This window comes from Prochlorococcus marinus str. MIT 9515 (assembly GCF_000015665.1).
Classification (GTDB): Bacteria; Cyanobacteriota; Cyanobacteriia; order PCC-6307; family Cyanobiaceae; genus Prochlorococcus_A; species Prochlorococcus_A marinus_P.
Genome location: NC_008817.1, coordinates 966253 through 982378 on the forward strand (window position 1 = coordinate 966253; position 16126 = coordinate 982378).

27 protein-coding genes are annotated in these 16126 nt (G+C 27.2%); 17 read left to right on the forward strand and 10 right to left on the reverse strand.

What is annotated here, in order from left to right; genetic code table 11:
* Positions 1-432: 432 nt before the first annotated feature.
* The 5 genes from P9515_RS05325 (at position 433) to P9515_RS09985 (ending at position 2290) form a co-directional block, all read left to right on the forward strand.
* On the forward strand, positions 433-846 hold the full coding sequence (locus tag P9515_RS05325) for an acyl-CoA thioesterase (RefSeq protein WP_011820404.1): 414 nt from the start codon (positions 433-435) through the stop codon (positions 844-846).
* Between the two features lie 57 nt (positions 847-903).
* The gene (locus P9515_RS05330) at positions 904-1104 is read left to right on the forward strand and encodes a hypothetical protein (protein ID WP_011820405.1); all 201 of its coding nucleotides are present in this window, start codon (positions 904-906) and stop codon (positions 1102-1104) included.
* Between the two features lie 39 nt (positions 1105-1143).
* Positions 1144-1395 carry a hypothetical protein gene (locus P9515_RS05335; protein ID WP_011820406.1) on the forward strand — a complete coding sequence of 84 codons (252 nt, stop codon included), beginning with the start codon at positions 1144-1146 and terminating at the stop codon, positions 1393-1395.
* Between the two features lie 23 nt (positions 1396-1418).
* On the forward strand, positions 1419-1640 hold the full coding sequence (locus tag P9515_RS09980) for a hypothetical protein (RefSeq protein ID WP_011820407.1): 222 nt from the start codon (positions 1419-1421) through the stop codon (positions 1638-1640).
* Positions 1641-1852: 212 nt separating this feature from the next.
* Positions 1853-2290 (forward strand): restriction endonuclease, encoded by a 438-nt coding sequence (locus P9515_RS09985; RefSeq protein WP_011820408.1) that lies wholly within the window; start codon positions 1853-1855, stop codon positions 2288-2290.
* On the opposite strand, the gene P9515_RS05345 is transcribed toward P9515_RS09985, so the two are convergent.
* On the reverse strand, positions 2287-2700 hold the full coding sequence (locus P9515_RS05345; protein WP_011820409.1) for an MAPEG family protein: 414 nt from the start codon (positions 2698-2700) through the stop codon (positions 2287-2289). The two genes, P9515_RS09985 and P9515_RS05345, sit on opposite strands and share 4 nt — an antisense overlap.
* A gap of 404 nt (positions 2701-3104) precedes the next feature.
* Between P9515_RS05345 and P9515_RS05350 the strand changes: the two genes are divergently transcribed.
* Positions 3105-3410 (forward strand): hypothetical protein, encoded by a 306-nt coding sequence (locus tag P9515_RS05350; RefSeq protein ID WP_011820411.1) that lies wholly within the window; start codon positions 3105-3107, stop codon positions 3408-3410.
* Between the two features lie 605 nt (positions 3411-4015).
* The gene (locus tag P9515_RS05355) at positions 4016-4300 is read left to right on the forward strand and encodes a DUF1330 domain-containing protein (protein WP_041710722.1); all 285 of its coding nucleotides are present in this window, start codon (positions 4016-4018) and stop codon (positions 4298-4300) included.
* Positions 4301-4578: 278 nt separating this feature from the next.
* On the opposite strand, the gene P9515_RS09735 is transcribed toward P9515_RS05355, so the two are convergent.
* The 3 genes from P9515_RS09735 to P9515_RS05365 form a co-directional block, all read right to left on the reverse strand.
* A complete protein-coding gene (locus P9515_RS09735) occupies positions 4579-4749 on the reverse strand; it encodes a hypothetical protein (protein ID WP_011820413.1) in 171 nt (56 codons plus the stop codon).
* Between the two features lie 319 nt (positions 4750-5068).
* Positions 5069-5380, reverse strand: a complete 312-nt coding sequence (locus P9515_RS05360; protein ID WP_011820414.1) for a hypothetical protein — start codon at positions 5378-5380, stop codon at positions 5069-5071.
* 121 nt (positions 5381-5501) lie between these two features.
* Entirely contained in the window at positions 5502-5681 is a 180-nt protein-coding gene (locus tag P9515_RS05365) for a hypothetical protein (RefSeq protein WP_041710724.1), read from the reverse strand.
* Between the two features lie 244 nt (positions 5682-5925).
* Between P9515_RS05365 and P9515_RS05370 the strand changes: the two genes are divergently transcribed.
* The 3 genes from P9515_RS05370 to P9515_RS05380 all read left to right on the forward strand — a co-directional run bounded on the left by P9515_RS05370 (position 5926) and on the right by P9515_RS05380 (position 7730).
* Positions 5926-6108, forward strand: coding sequence for a Nif11 family protein (locus tag P9515_RS05370; protein WP_041710617.1), 183 nt, complete (start codon positions 5926-5928; stop codon positions 6106-6108).
* 78 nt (positions 6109-6186) lie between these two features.
* Entirely contained in the window at positions 6187-6939 is a 753-nt protein-coding gene (locus P9515_RS05375) for a PAP/fibrillin family protein (RefSeq protein ID WP_011820417.1), read from the forward strand.
* A gap of 476 nt (positions 6940-7415) precedes the next feature.
* Positions 7416-7730 (forward strand): hypothetical protein, encoded by a 315-nt coding sequence (locus tag P9515_RS05380; protein ID WP_041710619.1) that lies wholly within the window; start codon positions 7416-7418, stop codon positions 7728-7730.
* 15 nt (positions 7731-7745) lie between these two features.
* Here the strand turns inward: P9515_RS05380 and P9515_RS09740 are convergent, their stop codons facing one another.
* Positions 7746-7907, reverse strand: a complete 162-nt coding sequence (locus P9515_RS09740; protein ID WP_011820419.1) for a hypothetical protein — start codon at positions 7905-7907, stop codon at positions 7746-7748.
* A 93-nt stretch (positions 7908-8000) separates the two neighbouring features.
* Entirely contained in the window at positions 8001-8354 is a 354-nt protein-coding gene (locus P9515_RS05385) for a hypothetical protein (RefSeq protein ID WP_011820420.1), read from the reverse strand.
* 177 nt (positions 8355-8531) lie between these two features.
* Between P9515_RS05385 and P9515_RS05390 the strand changes: the two genes are divergently transcribed.
* Positions 8532-8735, forward strand: a complete 204-nt coding sequence (locus P9515_RS05390; RefSeq protein WP_011820421.1) for a hypothetical protein — start codon at positions 8532-8534, stop codon at positions 8733-8735.
* A 622-nt stretch (positions 8736-9357) separates the two neighbouring features.
* Here the strand turns inward: P9515_RS05390 and P9515_RS05400 are convergent.
* Both P9515_RS05400 and P9515_RS05410 read right to left on the reverse strand, forming a co-directional pair.
* Entirely contained in the window at positions 9358-9564 is a 207-nt protein-coding gene (locus tag P9515_RS05400; protein WP_011820423.1) for a hypothetical protein, read from the reverse strand.
* A gap of 561 nt (positions 9565-10125) precedes the next feature.
* Positions 10126-10509: a DUF1499 domain-containing protein gene (locus P9515_RS05410; protein WP_011820425.1), complete on the reverse strand. Its 384-nt coding sequence runs from the start codon at positions 10507-10509 to the stop codon at positions 10126-10128.
* Between the two features lie 303 nt (positions 10510-10812).
* On the opposite strand from P9515_RS05410, the gene P9515_RS05415 reads away from it, so the two are divergent.
* The 4 genes from P9515_RS05415 to P9515_RS10065 all read left to right on the forward strand — a co-directional run bounded on the left by P9515_RS05415 (position 10813) and on the right by P9515_RS10065 (position 12395).
* A complete protein-coding gene (locus P9515_RS05415; protein WP_011820426.1) occupies positions 10813-11103 on the forward strand; it encodes a hypothetical protein in 291 nt (96 codons plus the stop codon).
* 658 nt (positions 11104-11761) lie between these two features.
* A complete protein-coding gene (locus P9515_RS09745; RefSeq protein WP_187146015.1) occupies positions 11762-11902 on the forward strand; it encodes a hypothetical protein in 141 nt (46 codons plus the stop codon).
* Positions 11903-11910: 8 nt separating this feature from the next.
* Positions 11911-12159 carry a hypothetical protein gene (locus P9515_RS05420; protein ID WP_011820428.1) on the forward strand — a complete coding sequence of 83 codons (249 nt, stop codon included), beginning with the start codon at positions 11911-11913 and terminating at the stop codon, positions 12157-12159.
* 101 nt (positions 12160-12260) lie between these two features.
* On the forward strand, positions 12261-12395 hold the full coding sequence (locus P9515_RS10065) for a hypothetical protein (protein WP_263969682.1): 135 nt from the start codon (positions 12261-12263) through the stop codon (positions 12393-12395).
* A gap of 7 nt (positions 12396-12402) precedes the next feature.
* Here P9515_RS10065 and P9515_RS05425 read toward each other — a convergent pair whose 3' ends face one another.
* Positions 12403-13191, reverse strand: coding sequence for a metal ABC transporter permease (locus P9515_RS05425; protein ID WP_011820430.1), 789 nt, complete (start codon positions 13189-13191; stop codon positions 12403-12405).
* 56 nt (positions 13192-13247) lie between these two features.
* On the opposite strand from P9515_RS05425, the gene P9515_RS05430 reads away from it, so the two are divergent.
* On the forward strand, positions 13248-13655 hold the full coding sequence (locus tag P9515_RS05430) for a Fur family transcriptional regulator (protein WP_011820431.1): 408 nt from the start codon (positions 13248-13250) through the stop codon (positions 13653-13655).
* Positions 13656-13657: 2 nt separating this feature from the next.
* Here P9515_RS05430 and P9515_RS05435 read toward each other — a convergent pair whose 3' ends face one another.
* Positions 13658-14428 (reverse strand): ABC transporter ATP-binding protein, encoded by a 771-nt coding sequence (locus P9515_RS05435; RefSeq protein ID WP_011820432.1) that lies wholly within the window; start codon positions 14426-14428, stop codon positions 13658-13660.
* A gap of 142 nt (positions 14429-14570) precedes the next feature.
* Between P9515_RS05435 and P9515_RS05440 the strand changes: the two genes are divergently transcribed.
* A complete protein-coding gene (locus tag P9515_RS05440) occupies positions 14571-16091 on the forward strand; it encodes a metal ABC transporter solute-binding protein, Zn/Mn family (protein WP_011820433.1) in 1521 nt (506 codons plus the stop codon).
* Positions 16092-16126: the final 35 nt, after the last annotated feature.

Here is a 16126-nt window from a genome sequence, read left to right on the forward strand (position 1 = left end):
AAATAAATCTAAAAAAAAAGATTTACAAATATTAAAACAATTCTAAATATATTATTTTAAGGGTGAATTCAAACTATTTATTTAATTTTCTTCTGTTATTAAATCTTACCAAGAAATAGATTCCAATAAGTAAAAGAATAGCCATTGAATATTTAAAAAGGAACATATAAACGAAATAAACTAAGAGGGGAAAAAAACACGCTCTTTTAAAATTTATTTTTTGAGATGAGGTCATTTTTTTCCAATTTAAATATTCCTTCCACTGAAATATTTTCTTCATTTTTCTTCCTTTTCTATTACGATTAAACATAATCTTAAAATATGATTTATTTAATATTTTTATTTTAATTAAGATGGAACAAATTCACTAACAATATTTAAATTTATTTGATTATAAATATACACATATACTTTTCTTAAATTTGAAAGTTAATGAAAAAGATTTGGAAAATTAATAAGGTAGTCTTACCACAGCATTCAGATCATGCTGGGGTTATGTGGCATGGTACCTATTTTAATTGGCTTGAAGAAGGTCGGATTGATGCTCTTTCAAAAGCAGGTATAAATTATGTTGATTTAACCAATTATGGTTTTGAAATGCCATTAATAGAAACCTCAGTAAAATATATTAAGCCTTTGCTTCTTGGAGAAAAAATAACAATTGAGACCCAATTTAATATAAGCAAAAGTCCAAAAATAAAAATCTATTCAAAATTCGTTAACGAAAGTAAAAATGTTTTGACCAAAGCAGAGGTCACTTTGACGCTAATAAATAAAAATAATTTTTCTATTATTAGAAATAGGCCCGATTTTATTTCAAACGCTTTTCTAGAATTAAACGGCTAATACTATAATGTCTAACAGTTTTATTAATTATCTAAATTAATTAGATTATATTCGCCAATGAAAGATATATTTCTAGTCTTGGATTCATATCAATATCAAATGGAATCAAGATATCAGGAAACATCATCTCTTACAAATCTTTTTACCGAAAACAAATTTATAGGGTGGTTGGGACTTTTTATTGTATTCTTCTCAATTTTTGCAATTATAATTTTTCAATTTCTTGAGTGGGAAAGTAATGACAAAAATAAGGAATAAAAAAGACTTGACTTATAATATAAACAAACATGTTTTAAAATGGCTATTTACCTAAAAATAACTAATTCAACTGAAGTTGTAAAAAAAAAGACCTCTAAATGGCTTACAGATATAACGCCCAAAAGAATAGATAGAAAATTAGTTGAGGATGAAGTTATTAAAGGTATTATAGAGCAATTAACATTAGAGGGTATCGAAGGTGAGATATCCGCTATCAGTGGTTTTGATGTTAAAAACTCTACCTTAATTACAAAAAATGATTTTGTAATTAGAAAAACAAAATCTTTTTAATCTAAAACTTAATATAAAAATTAATGAATAATAATATTATTATTTTAGTTTCTTTAATTACAATATTTTTGGGAGCTATTTTCAGAAATTTTTTATTAAAAAAAAGAAAATATAAATTAAATAATGCCTTAAGTGCAAATTACTTTTTAGAAACGTTAAATAAACTAATTGAAGAAAATAAATACAATCTGTTAGAAGAACGAATCAGATTAAAAGATGTAGATGCTTATGAAACGAGAAATTAAAAAAGTGGTTTGTTAATCCTCCTCTGGATGAAAATTCAATAAAAATAATTTTTAATAATGGTTCAAAAAGATTTAAAGAGGGTATACCTTATTTTTCGGAAAAAGTTATTTTAAAAAATTTTTCAGGTCAAGAATCATTTTTTGAAAAATGGAAATCTTATCGAAAGATTAATCCCATTATAAATGATGAAATAATTGGAGCTAACAGAAATTTGGAAAAAGAGGACTGGTTTATATTTATAGCTAGTCAAATAGAAAAGACTTGTTTAAATGCAATTGAAAATAACACCTCAATTAACAAAAATCAAAACTATAAAAAAGGAATCTTTTTTGAAAATCATTGTATAAAAATACTCAAAGAAAATGGTTGGAAAGTTAAAGAAACTCCTAATACAGGGGACCAAGGTGTAGATATAATAGCCTCAATTGATAATTATAGAATCTGTATTCAATGTAAGAATCATAAAAAACCTATAGGTAATTCCGCTATTCAAGAAATATCAGCAGGAAAAACTTATTGGAAAGGAACTCATGCGGTTTTAGTTTCAAAATCTGGTTTTACTAAATCTGCACAAAAGCTTGCTCGAGCTAACAAAGTCAAATTAATAAATGAATTTGAATTAAAAGAGTTAGGAAATTTTTTAATTTAGTTAATTAACATAATCTTTGTTAAACCTTCTTTATATAAAACTATTGTCGTAAAAAGTCCAGAAGCCCACAATAATCCCCTAGCAATAGGAACATTAAAAACATAAGCCCCTATATAAAATAAACGTAAAAGAGGGTGTATCCAAGCTGCTATTAATGAGATATTTGAATTAGGTAAAGTAATTAAACACAGTATGCAAGCTGGAGCATGAATAGAAATACTTTCCCAACAATTCTGATGACACCATACAGCTCTTTTCCCAAAGTCTGGCAGTTCATCAAATAATGCTCTTGGCGCAGACATATTCTCCATTGAATAACCCGCCTTAACTCTTCCGATTGTTAAAGGAATTGTTGATAATAAAACTACCAAAACAGATAGACAAAGGCTCCAAGCAAAAACTATTGGCATATAAATTAAATGTTTATCTTAGCTTAGTAATTACTTCTGATTATCGCGGAATAAAATTTAATATATAATTTTAAGAATTTTAAATAATAATTTGTATTCATAAGCTATATTTAAAAAAAAATTTTGTAATGGACATTTCAAAAATATTATTAATACTTCTTGGAAGTATTATAATTTATTTATCTTTTTTATTTTTGGGATTTAATTTAAGAAATAAAAATATAAAAGCACAAGGTATATCTAAAGAAGAGTAATAATTCTTTTATTTACAAAAATATTAAATTAAAATTCTTTGAAAAATTTATTTATTTTTTTTTATTATATTTTGTGGAAATATATAAATCTACAAATAAGATAAAACTAAGACATTTTTAAAAATCAATTCTGTTTTAGATTCGAAAATAATGAAAAAGATCTATAAATTTATAAAAAGTTTTTTATTTATAACTTGTTGGCTAATAATCTCATCTTTTTTACAAAGATATTGGAATACATTTCATTGGGAATATATATATCTTAATTTAAGAAATGTCTTTGATCATGAATTTTGGTTCTTTTTAGAAAAACACTTATTTGGTCTTGATCTGGGTTATTGGATAGAGGAATTATTAAAATTCATTACATATGAGATACCTAAAGAGACATTTAAATATCTACCAATATTCATTTTTTTAAAGAATATTTGGATTAAAGGACAAAAAAAGAGTTAAAGAGACTTATAAATTTCTGAAATTATTGAAAAATCTTGTCTTTAATTTCTCTAAGCATGAATAAAGCTCCTTTATCCCACTACAAATCCTAAGATCATCATTTAAAAAAGTTATTACCAAACAACCCTTTTGTCCTTTTTATCTTAGTAATAAATCTTAACTTTCCTTTTCCAAAATTTGGTCAATTATTCAGACATGCGGAAACACAACTCCAATTTTCCTTTCATTAGAAGATTTAAATTTCGCTACAATTTTAGTGCTGGAGATATCTTTTAATACTTTAGGTCTGAGTAGATTTAAACCATTAAGATTAAATTGTTCAAGAATTTGAAGAGTATCAATAGGGTGGATATTTTATAAATGGACATTTCAAACTACTCCATCTAAGTTCCCATAATCCTTTTAACCTTTAGATATCATTTTTGAGAGTAAAATTTGATTCGCATTCTAGTTTTTCGGAAGCTTTTTAATCTTTTTTGTGCTCTACCTTTAGTTTTTTGATTATAAGAGATATTTTTCTGATTAAATTTAAATAAATCGATAAAAAAGCTTGAGCAAAAATACCCACGTCAATGTGCTATATTCTACTCAAATGTTTTGATTCCATGACAAAGAGTTACTGGCTTAAGAAAATATCCATACCAAATGCGGATCTATTTCTCGAATACATAAGGACAGTTTTACCCTGGATAAGATCAGTAGGTGGCGTTGTTATAAAAAAAGACATAGTACAAAATTCTAATTCACACAATTGGGACGGGGGCCAACTAGGCATAGTAATAGAGTTTGAATCAAAGATAGCTGCAAAAAAAGCATTTTATTCAGATGTATTTCAAGACTATCTGAGATCTAGAGATTTAATGGAACTAGTAACAATAAGTACTCTTTGAGATAAAAAAGAGAAAAAAAAGACCACACTTGAAATAATTACTTACGATAACAAATAGACTATATTCACAATTTTTATAAAATTTTAAAAATACTAAAAATTATTAGGATTATTAAAAAAACTACTTTAATCAATAAGAAATATACTTAATGAAAGTCTCCATTCGAGAGGAATTTAAGGAAACTATAAACCACTATTAAAAATATAATGTCATTAATTTTCCAAATGTCTAAGATTGCAATTTACAGCTCTAAGGAAGAGGATTACAAAATGTTTTAATTAGAGCGTTTTAAAATAATAGAATCCACCTATTAGGAAAGGTAATAAAATGCCAATGAATAAGAGAAATGATTTTTTAGATTCTCCCTCTGTTATTAGATTAATTTCCGGCTCAATTGCAAACCCATTTTGTCTACCGCCGCTTTCTGTTGTATAACCTTTTTTATTCATAATTTAAAAATTTCATATGATTATCGCATGAATTTTTTTTTGTTAAAATAAATTTTACATTTAGAGAAATATGTATCCTTTTAAAAGATTATGCTAAAACTAATATTCATTCAGGTTTTAAACAATAATTACTTTTTTGAGTAAGATAAAAAATCCTACAGTTGAGAATGATGTTTAGGAATTAAATAGCTGAATTTTTAAATTGCCAAATCATAAAAAAGCTAATAATAATTAAGTATAAAATCTTTAAATTTAATTACCTTTCAGAGATCAAATCAAACAACTTCCCATCTTATGTTTACCTAAATGTCTAAATGGTTTAATTTTTTCTTCCAAAAAATCCTTTTTTCTTAGGTTTTAAATCCTCTTTTATTGGTTCTATTTTCTTACCAAATAATCCTTTTTTCTTGGGTTTTAAATCCTCTTTTATTGGTTCTATTTTCTTACCAAATAATCCTTTTTTCTTAGGTTTTATCTTTTTATTTCTTAATTCATTTGCTTTTTCTCTTGGAGATTTTATCTGCGTATTGGTTGTTTTCTTATCATCTGATATGAGCTGATAAACAAAAAATCCAAAAACGGCAAAAAAACCAACGGCTTGGACTATCGCGGTGCCTATATTATCAAACATTTGTGATTCTAAGTTTTAAATTTTATTTTCTAATTATGGAAAAATATTTTTGTAAATGCGAAATAAAAGATTACAAACATATAAATTAAAAATTAAGATATTAAGACTTTTTTTAATATGGCTATTTATAGTAGTTAACCAAATCGATTATTAAAATTATCAAAAGAGATATTCCCAAAATATAAGGAAAATATGGATATTTATTCAATAGTTGGTTATATTTGTTTTTCGAATCATTTTTTGCTACTTTTTTTTCTCTAGGTGGCAAACCTAGTTCTTCTCTCCTTTTAGCTTCTCCCATTTTTAAATATCCACTTAAAAACAAATATAGTCCATAAATATGTTCGAATACAATACCTGAATAATTAATGAATTTGAGTACAAAATTCACTATGAATTCAGTTAATATAGGTATGTAGATAAAAACAAAATGATAGAAATAGTTTGGTCGGTAAATATTATGGTTGCAATTTTAATTGGTGGAGTTGGCTGGATATTATATTATATATTTACTTACGATCAGAAATATACTTCTTAAGATCAAAATGGCTGAAAGCGATTTAATAAATTTCCTAAAAAAAATTGAACAATTAAATAAAATATCTGAATTAATAAAAAAAGATCCTTTTAAAAAGAAAGAATTGTCAGACTGTAGTAATCATGAAGAAGTAATAAACTTAACATCTAAATGGGGTTTCGAAATTGGAAAAAGATGGGGTGAATATTGAGCGTAATTTTATTACTAGTATTACTAGATCCACTATTGAAAGATAATTATTAATAGAATCAAAAAAAAATATTTAATTATGCAAGATACAGATGAAGTAAAAAAGAAGATATACCAAATAGCCGCAATCACAGATAGAGGTCAAAGATTAAATAAACTTATATCCCCCATATATCAGGAAAAATTAGAAGAGATGGAAGCTTTGATAAAAATTCTTGAATGTTTAAATTTTGAAATATCAGAAGAAAAATTATCTGGTGAGTGGGAACTAATTTATTCAACAGTGGAATTATTTAGGAGTTCTCCATTTTTCTTGGCTATTGAAAAAGCACTTAATGACGAATTCAAAAGTAATCTCTTTTTTAAACTTCATCAGTTGCAAGTTGGATCATTTGGTTTATCTACTATTGGAAGAATTGCCCAAAATATTGATTTTAATAAAAAAGAATTCATATCTACATTCGACACAATAATTTTTGGCCTTTCTACAATCCCTATCCTTGGTTGGTTTAAGCTTCTTCCAACATTTGGTGGAAGAGTAATTACCCTTGCTGATGATTTAAATTTAAAAGATAATTCACTTCAAATGAATTTGCAAAAGACTAAAGTCTCAAAAGTCGAGGGACTAAATAAAATTCCAATATTTAGTACACTTCTCATGGATAGATGGTATCCAGTAAAAGGAGTTTGGGATAAATTGCCCTGGAATAAAGAATCTCCGTCTTGCGAAGTTTCAATAATATATTTAGATGAAGAAATGAGGATTATGAAAGATATTTATGGATCGATTTTTATTTACGTTAGACCAACAATATCATTGTTAAAATCCTAAATAATAGTATTTATCAATTTAATAATTAACTTTAGACTTTTCAACTCTTGGCAAAGTTATTTGTATATAAAAGTGGTAGAACTATATTTTATTTAAAAACTAAATATTTGATAATTAAAGCCTTTTACCTTAATGGTAAAAAAATCTACTCCTCAAACAATTATCTTTTACCAAAACTCTAAAGGTTACTGAGTAAGGATAATCAGCTTTCCTAGTAAAGATTTCACTACAAATTTTTTTGTATTTTCAGCATTGAAAGAATAATATGAATTTAAATATTTTGTTGAAAATATGTTTGTACCACTTAAATTTATAAAAACTAAAAATCTTTGCTTTGGTAAGGGTTGATTCTATGTTTTGGAGCAAATTCATTACAAATACTCTAGAAAACTATTAAATTTGAGTAATTTTACTTAACAGGACTATCGCAAGATCTCAATAAATAAGTTATGTTCATAATAAACATCTATAGTGTCATGCTTAAAAATAAAGAAAAGAATTCTGTGGTAAGAGGAATTTTTTTGATTGGAGGTTGGGGTCTAGGTTTAGATAGATTCTACGAAGGAGATAAAAAAGGTGGGGTCTTGTCTATACTTGGGTGGAGTATCACATTTTTTAGTTTTTTATTTCTAAAATGTTCTGGATATGAAACTGTTGAAGGCGTAAAAAATTATTCAGATTATTCACCCAATCCTTTAATTGTTCTGCCTTTAATTGCAGGCGCATATGGACTTTTTCTCATAATTAAAAAATCTTTTAGGTTAGCTAAACAGTTTGAGAATGCTGAATAATTGATTAAGACAGTTTCAAGATAATAATCCAGTTCCTTTCAAATAAAATTTAAATAATATAATAACTAGTAAATTAACGATAGCTAGTGCCACTAATCCATTCCTATTTCTAACATCAAGTTTCTTAATTAAATTAGAAAGATAAACTACTGGGTTCTCTGGTTCTTTGTTATTCAATATTAAAAAATAAATTTTGAGATTAAATTATCATGGATTTTTTTTAAGTCCTAACAATGTGAAGAACAGATTATTAAAAAGACATAATTAGTTTTACATTATTCCTGCTTTCCTTAAGAAAGCTTTACCTAGGTTTCCAATAACAAAAAAGAGAGACAAATTAATTAAAAGAATTATTAATAATGCCAACATCTTATAATTAGGATTTGATGAAATTCCATCAAACCCATCATTTAGAAATCTTTTAAAAAGTGAATTTTTCTTGGCTTCTACTTTTCCTCCTTTCAAATTAGAATTTACTTTTACTTCTTTGCTTTCTTGATTACTTGCTGTTTCAAGGAATTCAGTAAATGCCTTAACATTTTCTTCTTTATTACTCTCTTTCTTTATATCTGGAGATGATTCAGAGGAATTATTATCTTCAGGGAGTTGCTTTGAGTCTTCCAAATTTAAAATTTATGCTAGAGATATATTACACCATAAAAAAACCCACTCGATCAAATGAAGAGAAGGTTAGTTAAGATTAAAGTTCTAAAATAATAATAATTAATTTTGATTGGTTATGCGATCATAAATTAAAAAGCTAAACAAATAAAATTGTTAAAGTAACTAATAAAATCAATTATGCTTGATTCACATACAAAAAAAAGCTGTAAAGAGAATTCTGAAATAAGAGACATTAAGATAAAAAATATTGAGCATGCTATTGCTCAAGCAGAAATGATGATTAAAGAATCAAAGATGAGTCAAGAAGATTTAAGTTTTTTGAAAAGAAAAATTGCAGATTCAAGACAGGATCTAGAGATTCTTTATTTAATGAAAATTTAAATAAATAAGTTCTATTCAAATTTTACTTTCAATATATTCGGAAAATTATAAATAATTGAAACAACTTAAATATAAATAAAATATTATGCAGAAGAAAAATATCTATATATCGTTAAAAGGTGTTTCATATATTTTTGTCGCACTTCCAGCAATTACAATTACTAATATTAATACTATAAATATAATTATTTAGTAATTTAAAGCTCTATTTCAGAATAATTTAAAAAATGTTTCAATAGAACAAATTAATTAATCAATAAATAAATAAAAACCCTCAATTCATGAAAAATTTAAGGATAACCTTAGCTCTCATCTTTTTATCTATGATCTTGCTAATAGGATTAAATTTTTACCGTAATTTAAGTATTTCTAGTAATTTAAGAAACGAAGAGAAAAAAAATAAATTAAAAAAATCAGCTGATATATTGTATGAATGCTTTGATCTTAAAAACAAGAGTCAGAGAAATCTAAAAGAATCCATGATATTGATTGAATATTGTTTAAAGGAGTATAGAACTGAAAAATAATTTAATAAGGATATGCTGAACTATTAATATCTTTTTAATAGCCCATTAAAAAAATCATTATAAATTTATTTATAAATCCATATTTTAGAGATTATTTAGGATACATTTCTAGACTTTCTATTTTTCTTTTCAAGCCACATTCTTTGCTTTTTGTTTAAATCTGAAATATATTCTCGAGATTTTCTCGCTAACTGAATTTTTCTTTCTCTTTGCCGAAGTTCATTTAATTCTTGTATAGAATAAATCTTAGTATCTTTTTTATTCTTAAAAATACTTAAAAAATTAAGATAATATTTTTTCATAAACTTAATCTACTGTCTTTTATCCTTTTGCCAATAGAGAGGTAATACTTTTATTAATTAATTTATTAAAAATGACTTTTGAATTATCATTTTTTATCAATTTCTTTATCAATCAGAGCAATTAATGGAACCATAAAATTTACATTTATTCCTACTGTGCACCATACATAAGTAACACAGAATATCAATTTAATATATATGTTAGAAGGTAAAGAGAGAAACAATTTAAAAAAACTACCAATAAATAATATTAAAATTCCTATTTGCAAGAAACCTTTTGCTATTAATAGTAAACTTTGTTTCTTAATGTTCTTATAGACCATAAAAAATAAAGTTCCAAATATTAATAATGTAATTAAATTTATCATCATATAATTACTTTAATTACTTTAATTACTTTAATTACTTTAATTACTTTAATTACTTTAGATAATAATACCTTAAATAACCTTTATTATAAATATTAAATTTATAAATTTTTTTAATATAAAAGCTTTTATATAGTCAAGAATAATTGTTTAACAAAATCAAAGAGTTTGACTCTATTTAGTTAATGTTATTTTAAAAAACTTTAGATTTCAACAAATTAACTCTTTTTTGATTCACTCCTAAGTCACTTTCACCCACCCTTGATTCAGACCTAACTAACAATTTGCTAGTTTCAGGAATAAAAGACACTTCTAAATCATCAACATATTTCATCCATTTACTTGTTACTTCAGCATGAAGATAATCGCCGTCAAGTTCAACTATCACTGATCTAGGGGTGTTTTTAATAATATCTCTTATTTCTTTAAAAGGCTGTTCAATTGAACTAACATCCCATTCTTCTCTGACACAATGTGCTATTTCAATACATTCTCTCAATTCAATGTGTGAAGCAAGTGTAGCTGAAGGAAATATAAATCCTAAAAAAATAAAAATGCTTACAAAAAAGACTTTCATTTGATAAAAGCATAACTACTTATAATTTAACCGACAAAAATAATAATTTGGTGGAATAAAAATTAGGGAAATTTATTTATTCTTATAGAAGATAAAAAACTTCTAAGAAATAGAATTAAGTTCAAAATACATATAAACGATTCGAAATAGATTTAAATAAGTAAAGAAGGTCTCATATGATAATTAAATTGACTTTATGAAAATAGATATAATAATTCAAAACTTTGTACTTAAAAACGTTTCAAATAATTAAACAAGGCTTTTAATAAAGGCTTAAAATTAGCGTATGTAATTCTAAATGCTGTGGAATTAACTGAACTAATAAGAGATTATGTAGCCACAGAACTACTCTCTAATATTGAACTAGACTTTCTAGAGGGAGAACTATGGGAAACAATTCAACATATATCAGAGATAAATTCGTTAATTTTGGCTCCAAGGGATATATGCAAGAAATTAGAACTTCAAGAAAAATCAAGTTGGCATTTATGTTGTGCTGCTGTTCTTGATTTATCAAGACCTTTAAAAGAGAAAAATGAAAGAGTTGATAAACTCAACAAACTAATAGTTAAATATAATCTTGGCAATAAATAAAAAAAAAGACCCCTATAAAAAGGGATCTTGAATAATTTTATTAAATCAAGTGTTTCCTTGTTTCCACTGATTTAATAAAACTCTCCTACACACAAATTAAATATCACATGAATTCTCAATAGACGAAATACCTAATGGGCATGTATAACAACTGTCACAAGGTTAAATAAAAAGTACTCAAACGATCGCTTGAGTACTTCGCATTATCAGAAAAATGTGTGTGAGGAGTTTCTGACTTTATAAATCTACACTTAGTTGAAGTAAAAGGCCTACGGTATAAATCCTCATTTATATTTAATTTATTAAATATAACTAGAGTAATTATGTGATAGAAGTATATTAAAAATGAAAAAAAAGAACCAAAAAATAATTTACACCTTTTCTGAAATCATCCATTTTTCAATTATTGGAGGCATTGCATAATATTCTCTTAGATATTTTGATAAGAATCTAGATAAATAAATCCTTAGACAAAGATATTAACTATTTAAATCGTTTTTCAATAGATTTCTAAAAGTAATTTGCAAATTTCACTAAATATTTAAAGATGTTCAAATCTAAAACCTCTAAAAAAGAAATATGGATAATTTTTAAGTATAAATCCACTTTAAAAAAAAACAAAACTATCTTATAAACTTCTCAACGATTGGAGGATTTTATGAAAAGTAAAAATACCTTTTTTATAGAGAAAGATAACGATCAAAACAACCTTTATGAAAAGGGTAACAATTCAATATTTAAAGAATATTCAAAGAAAAGAATAAAAGAATGTGAAGTAAATCTTTCTAAATTTTGCTAAATACAATTATGAATTTTATTATTTCTATTTTTCTAGCCTCTGTTATGTGGGTTCAAGTTCCTCAGTGGGACGCAGATTGGTCAAAGTGTGCAGTAGATGTGCCGGATACATCCTGTCATTGGTACGTAGCTGCACCAGATAATACTTTTGGAGAAGGATTTGATTGGGAAAGCGCTCCTTGGTTTGATGCTAACGGTCTACAAGATGTAGCAAAGATTGATAGAGAAAGCGTGGTAGAAAAGCTTCAAAATAATTAATCCATTTCTAAAAAAAAATACATATTTTCAAAATATTTTTATTTTTATTCCAATGAAATCTAATATGGATGCAACTATTTAAGATTTCAATGAGATTCAAGGTGAGTTTAAGAAAAAACGGTAAGGAATTTGAAGAAGTTGTAATAGCCAACAATAAAAAAGATGCTATAAAAGTTGCTTTAAAAAATAATCCTGAAGCAGAGGTTATTCATTCTGATTGGACATTCAAACTTTAAATATTTTTTAAAATTTAAATCCAATTTTTGGAATTACCAATGAAGCAACGCAAATGACGCTTATTGCTGGCCCGGGAGATAAGTTAAATACAATTGAAAGTATAAAACCTAATAAGGAAATACAAAGCCCAAAAAAAGAAGATCTCATCATAGCAATCCTAAGACTTTGCGCTTTATCAAGTCCCAATAAAGTAGGAGTTGATAGTAATGCAATTACAAGAATAACTCCGACAGCAGACATCGAACTAACAATAACTAGCGCAGTAGTAAAGCTTAGAGCTAAGTTTAATAAAGAGACATTTATTCCATTAGCTGAAGCCCCTTCTGGATCTAATCCCACATACACAATTTTTTCATATCCAAAAGATATTAATGAAATAAATGCCAGAAAAGCAATAATGGTTCTCAATAGATCGCTAAAGTTTGCAGTTAATAAATCTCCAAATAAAACTGCCTCTAAATCAATTCTTATACCAAGAAGGGGAATAAGCAAAACCCCAAAACCAAGCATTCCTGCAAGAATTGTATTCATTACTGCTTCATAATTTTCACTTTTTTTGTTTGTTAAACTTTCTGCAATAATTGAACCAACAAGACCACTAATAACACCTCCAATTGAAGGATGAATGCCAAGTGCTAAAGCGAGCGCAAGTCCTGGTAATACGCAATGAGAAATTAAATTTACTTGTAATAATCTTCTATGAGTTATTAATACAGTTCCCATTGCAGGGCATAAAATTCCGGAGAAAATAGTAATTATTAAAGGAATTAACCACCAGTTGTTTATAAAAGACATTAATCGTATGATTCGTTATGATCAAAAAAAGATGATTTAAAAAGATCTTGAAAAATATGGTAACCAAGCCTGACATTACCAAAAGACAAGAGCAACTTCTTGAAGAACTTAATAAATGTGATGATGAATTGAGCGGTCAGGAATTGCATAGACAACTGATTATTGATGGCAAATCTATGGGTTTGACAACAGTTTATAGAAATCTTCAAGTTCTTATAAAACATGGCTTAATTAGATCTAGACATCTCCCAACCGGAGAAGTCCTTTACACACCTGTTGATAGAGATATTCACCATGTGACATGTGTTCAATGCGGAACAACATCGAAGATGGAGGGTTGTCCTGTAAAAGATATAAATACTCCCAATAAAAAACCAAAAAAATTTCAATTATTGTTTCATACACTTGAATATTTCGGTATTTGCCAAAACTGCGATCAATCTCAAAGTAAAAACCAGATATAGTCTTAATCACAACAAGCATTTTCCTCTAAGCTACTAATATTCATATCTTCCAATTTATCTTTTATTGAACTTGGACTCCCACAAGCTAGTACTGTTTTATCGAGAACAATTACTTGATCATAACTATTTAAAGAATCTCCCCAATCATGACTACTTATAAATAAAGATAAGCCCGCATCTGCAAGCTGACGTACTATCTTGAGAAAATCATCTTTAGCAGGAGGATCCAATGCCGCGCATGGTTCATCTAAAAGAAGAATCCTTGCCGGAGAAATTAAAGTTTTAGCCAAAAGGGCCCTTTGTTGTTGTCCGCCAGAAAGAGAATCAAGTCTTCTTTTTCCGATATTTGAGATCCCAACTCTTTGCATTGTTGCTTCCAATTCACAACACTTATTGACCCAGGATTTAGGATTTGCGAGGAGATCTTTTATTTGAAACGGATTAGTGCTTTTTGATTTTGAATATTTTATTTGGCCTAATGAGACTAGTTTTTCAACTGTAATAGGAAATTTCCAATTCATCGAACTTCGCTGGGGCATCAATGCAACTTCCGATCTAACATTAACTAAACTTTCCCCATCAATAGTTATATTGCCAATATCAGGATTATGTTGTCCTTGCAATAATCTTAAAAGAGTAGATTTACCAGCTCCATTTGGCCCCACAAGAGCGGTTAGTGTTCCTGGTTTTATGGAAACCGATACATTATTTAAAGCTGGTTTATTTTTTCTAGAGTAAGAATAAGTTAAATTATCTGCAACTAAAGTAGGCATAAAATAAAGTAATTAAAAAAACATCAATGAATCAAGTTTATCAATATAAAAATTTTTATACTTTTTTCATAACAAATCCTATTAAATGATTGCCAATTAAAATGAAAACGATTATCATTATTATGATAACATATTTTCATTTATGTCTATTTTCAAAAAACTTCTTATTAAAAAAAACGAGAAATCTAATAAATCGCTTTTAAAAACTACTTTAGTTGCTGGGAGTATATTATTTTCAACTGTTGGACAAGATGTTTTAGCGGAAGGTAAATCATATGTAGCTGTAGAGCCATTCGTCTGTGATTTAGTTAAATCAATAGCATTAACTTCTGACAAGGTAACTTGTTTGGTTGATAGAAAAGAAGATGTGCATGACTTGAAAATCACTCCAAGACAGGCTCAATTACTTAACAATGCGGATAAAGTTTTTACTTTAGGGAAAGAAATGAATCCAACCATGAAAAATTGGGAAAGTAAAAAGCAAACTGTTGTTGTAGGTGTTAGCGCAATAGATGTAGATGATCACTCAGATCATGGAGGACATGATGATCACGATGAACATTCAGCTAAGGTAGATGATCACTCTGATCATGGAGGTCATGATGACCATTCAGACTATGGTGGACATGATGAACATGCTGAGGGTGCTTTCGAATGGGCAGGAAAATTCCAGCTATCTAAGGGTTCTTACAAATGGTCATTTGAAAAAGTCGATGGCGAATATGCAGATCCTGCAATGAAGATGGTGATTCTCAAATCTAATGACATAGAAGGGTCTGAAGATTTAGCTAAAGAACTATTAGGATCTAAAGACTCAATAATCAAGAAAAATAATGATACTTTGATCGCAAGTAATAAAGCTTTTGTTCTTAACTTTGATCAAAGAAAAGAAAGCACTGTATTTAACGTGGATATTAAAGAAGATGGTCAATATATATTTTTTACTGAACACATGCCTTTTGAGTTTGAAGCAACTCAACACTTTTTTAAAGACGTTTTAAATAGTGATGTCGAGCCAATAGCACAAGTACCAGATGAAGGGGATGGGCATCATCACCATCATGACCATGGAGGTCTAGATCCACATGTATGGCATGATCCACATAACATCATAAAAATGGGTGAAGTAGTAAGTAAAAATTTAAAGAAAGATATCTCTGTTTTTAATAGATCTGACAGGAGATTAATCAATGAGAGTTTTACTTCTGTGGAGTCAACACTAGAAGAACTTGATAGCTGGATTGTTAAACAGGTTTCAACAATTCCAAAGGCAAATCGAATTATTGTTTCTAAACATAATGCTATGCAATATTACGGAGATGCATTTGGATTTAAAATTATTAGCTTACTTGATTCTTTAGGGGAATCATCAAGCTTAAGACCAGAAAAAATTAAATCTACTTTAGAAGAACTCAAGAAAGATAATGTGAAAGTATTGTTCTCTGAGCAGAAGCCTGTCTCAAAGTTAATAAAAAACCTAAGCAGACAAAGTTCAATACCTCTTTCTTCTGATCAAATATATAGTGATGGACTAATGATGACAGGAAATACAGTTTCAGTGGCAGTTCACAATACATGTACAATTGTTAACTCATTAGGTGGATCATGTGATGAAGAATTTGGGTCTATCATAGAAAATAAATGGGATTCTCTCTCAAATTAATTTTTTATAAATAACGGTTTTCATTATCATTATTG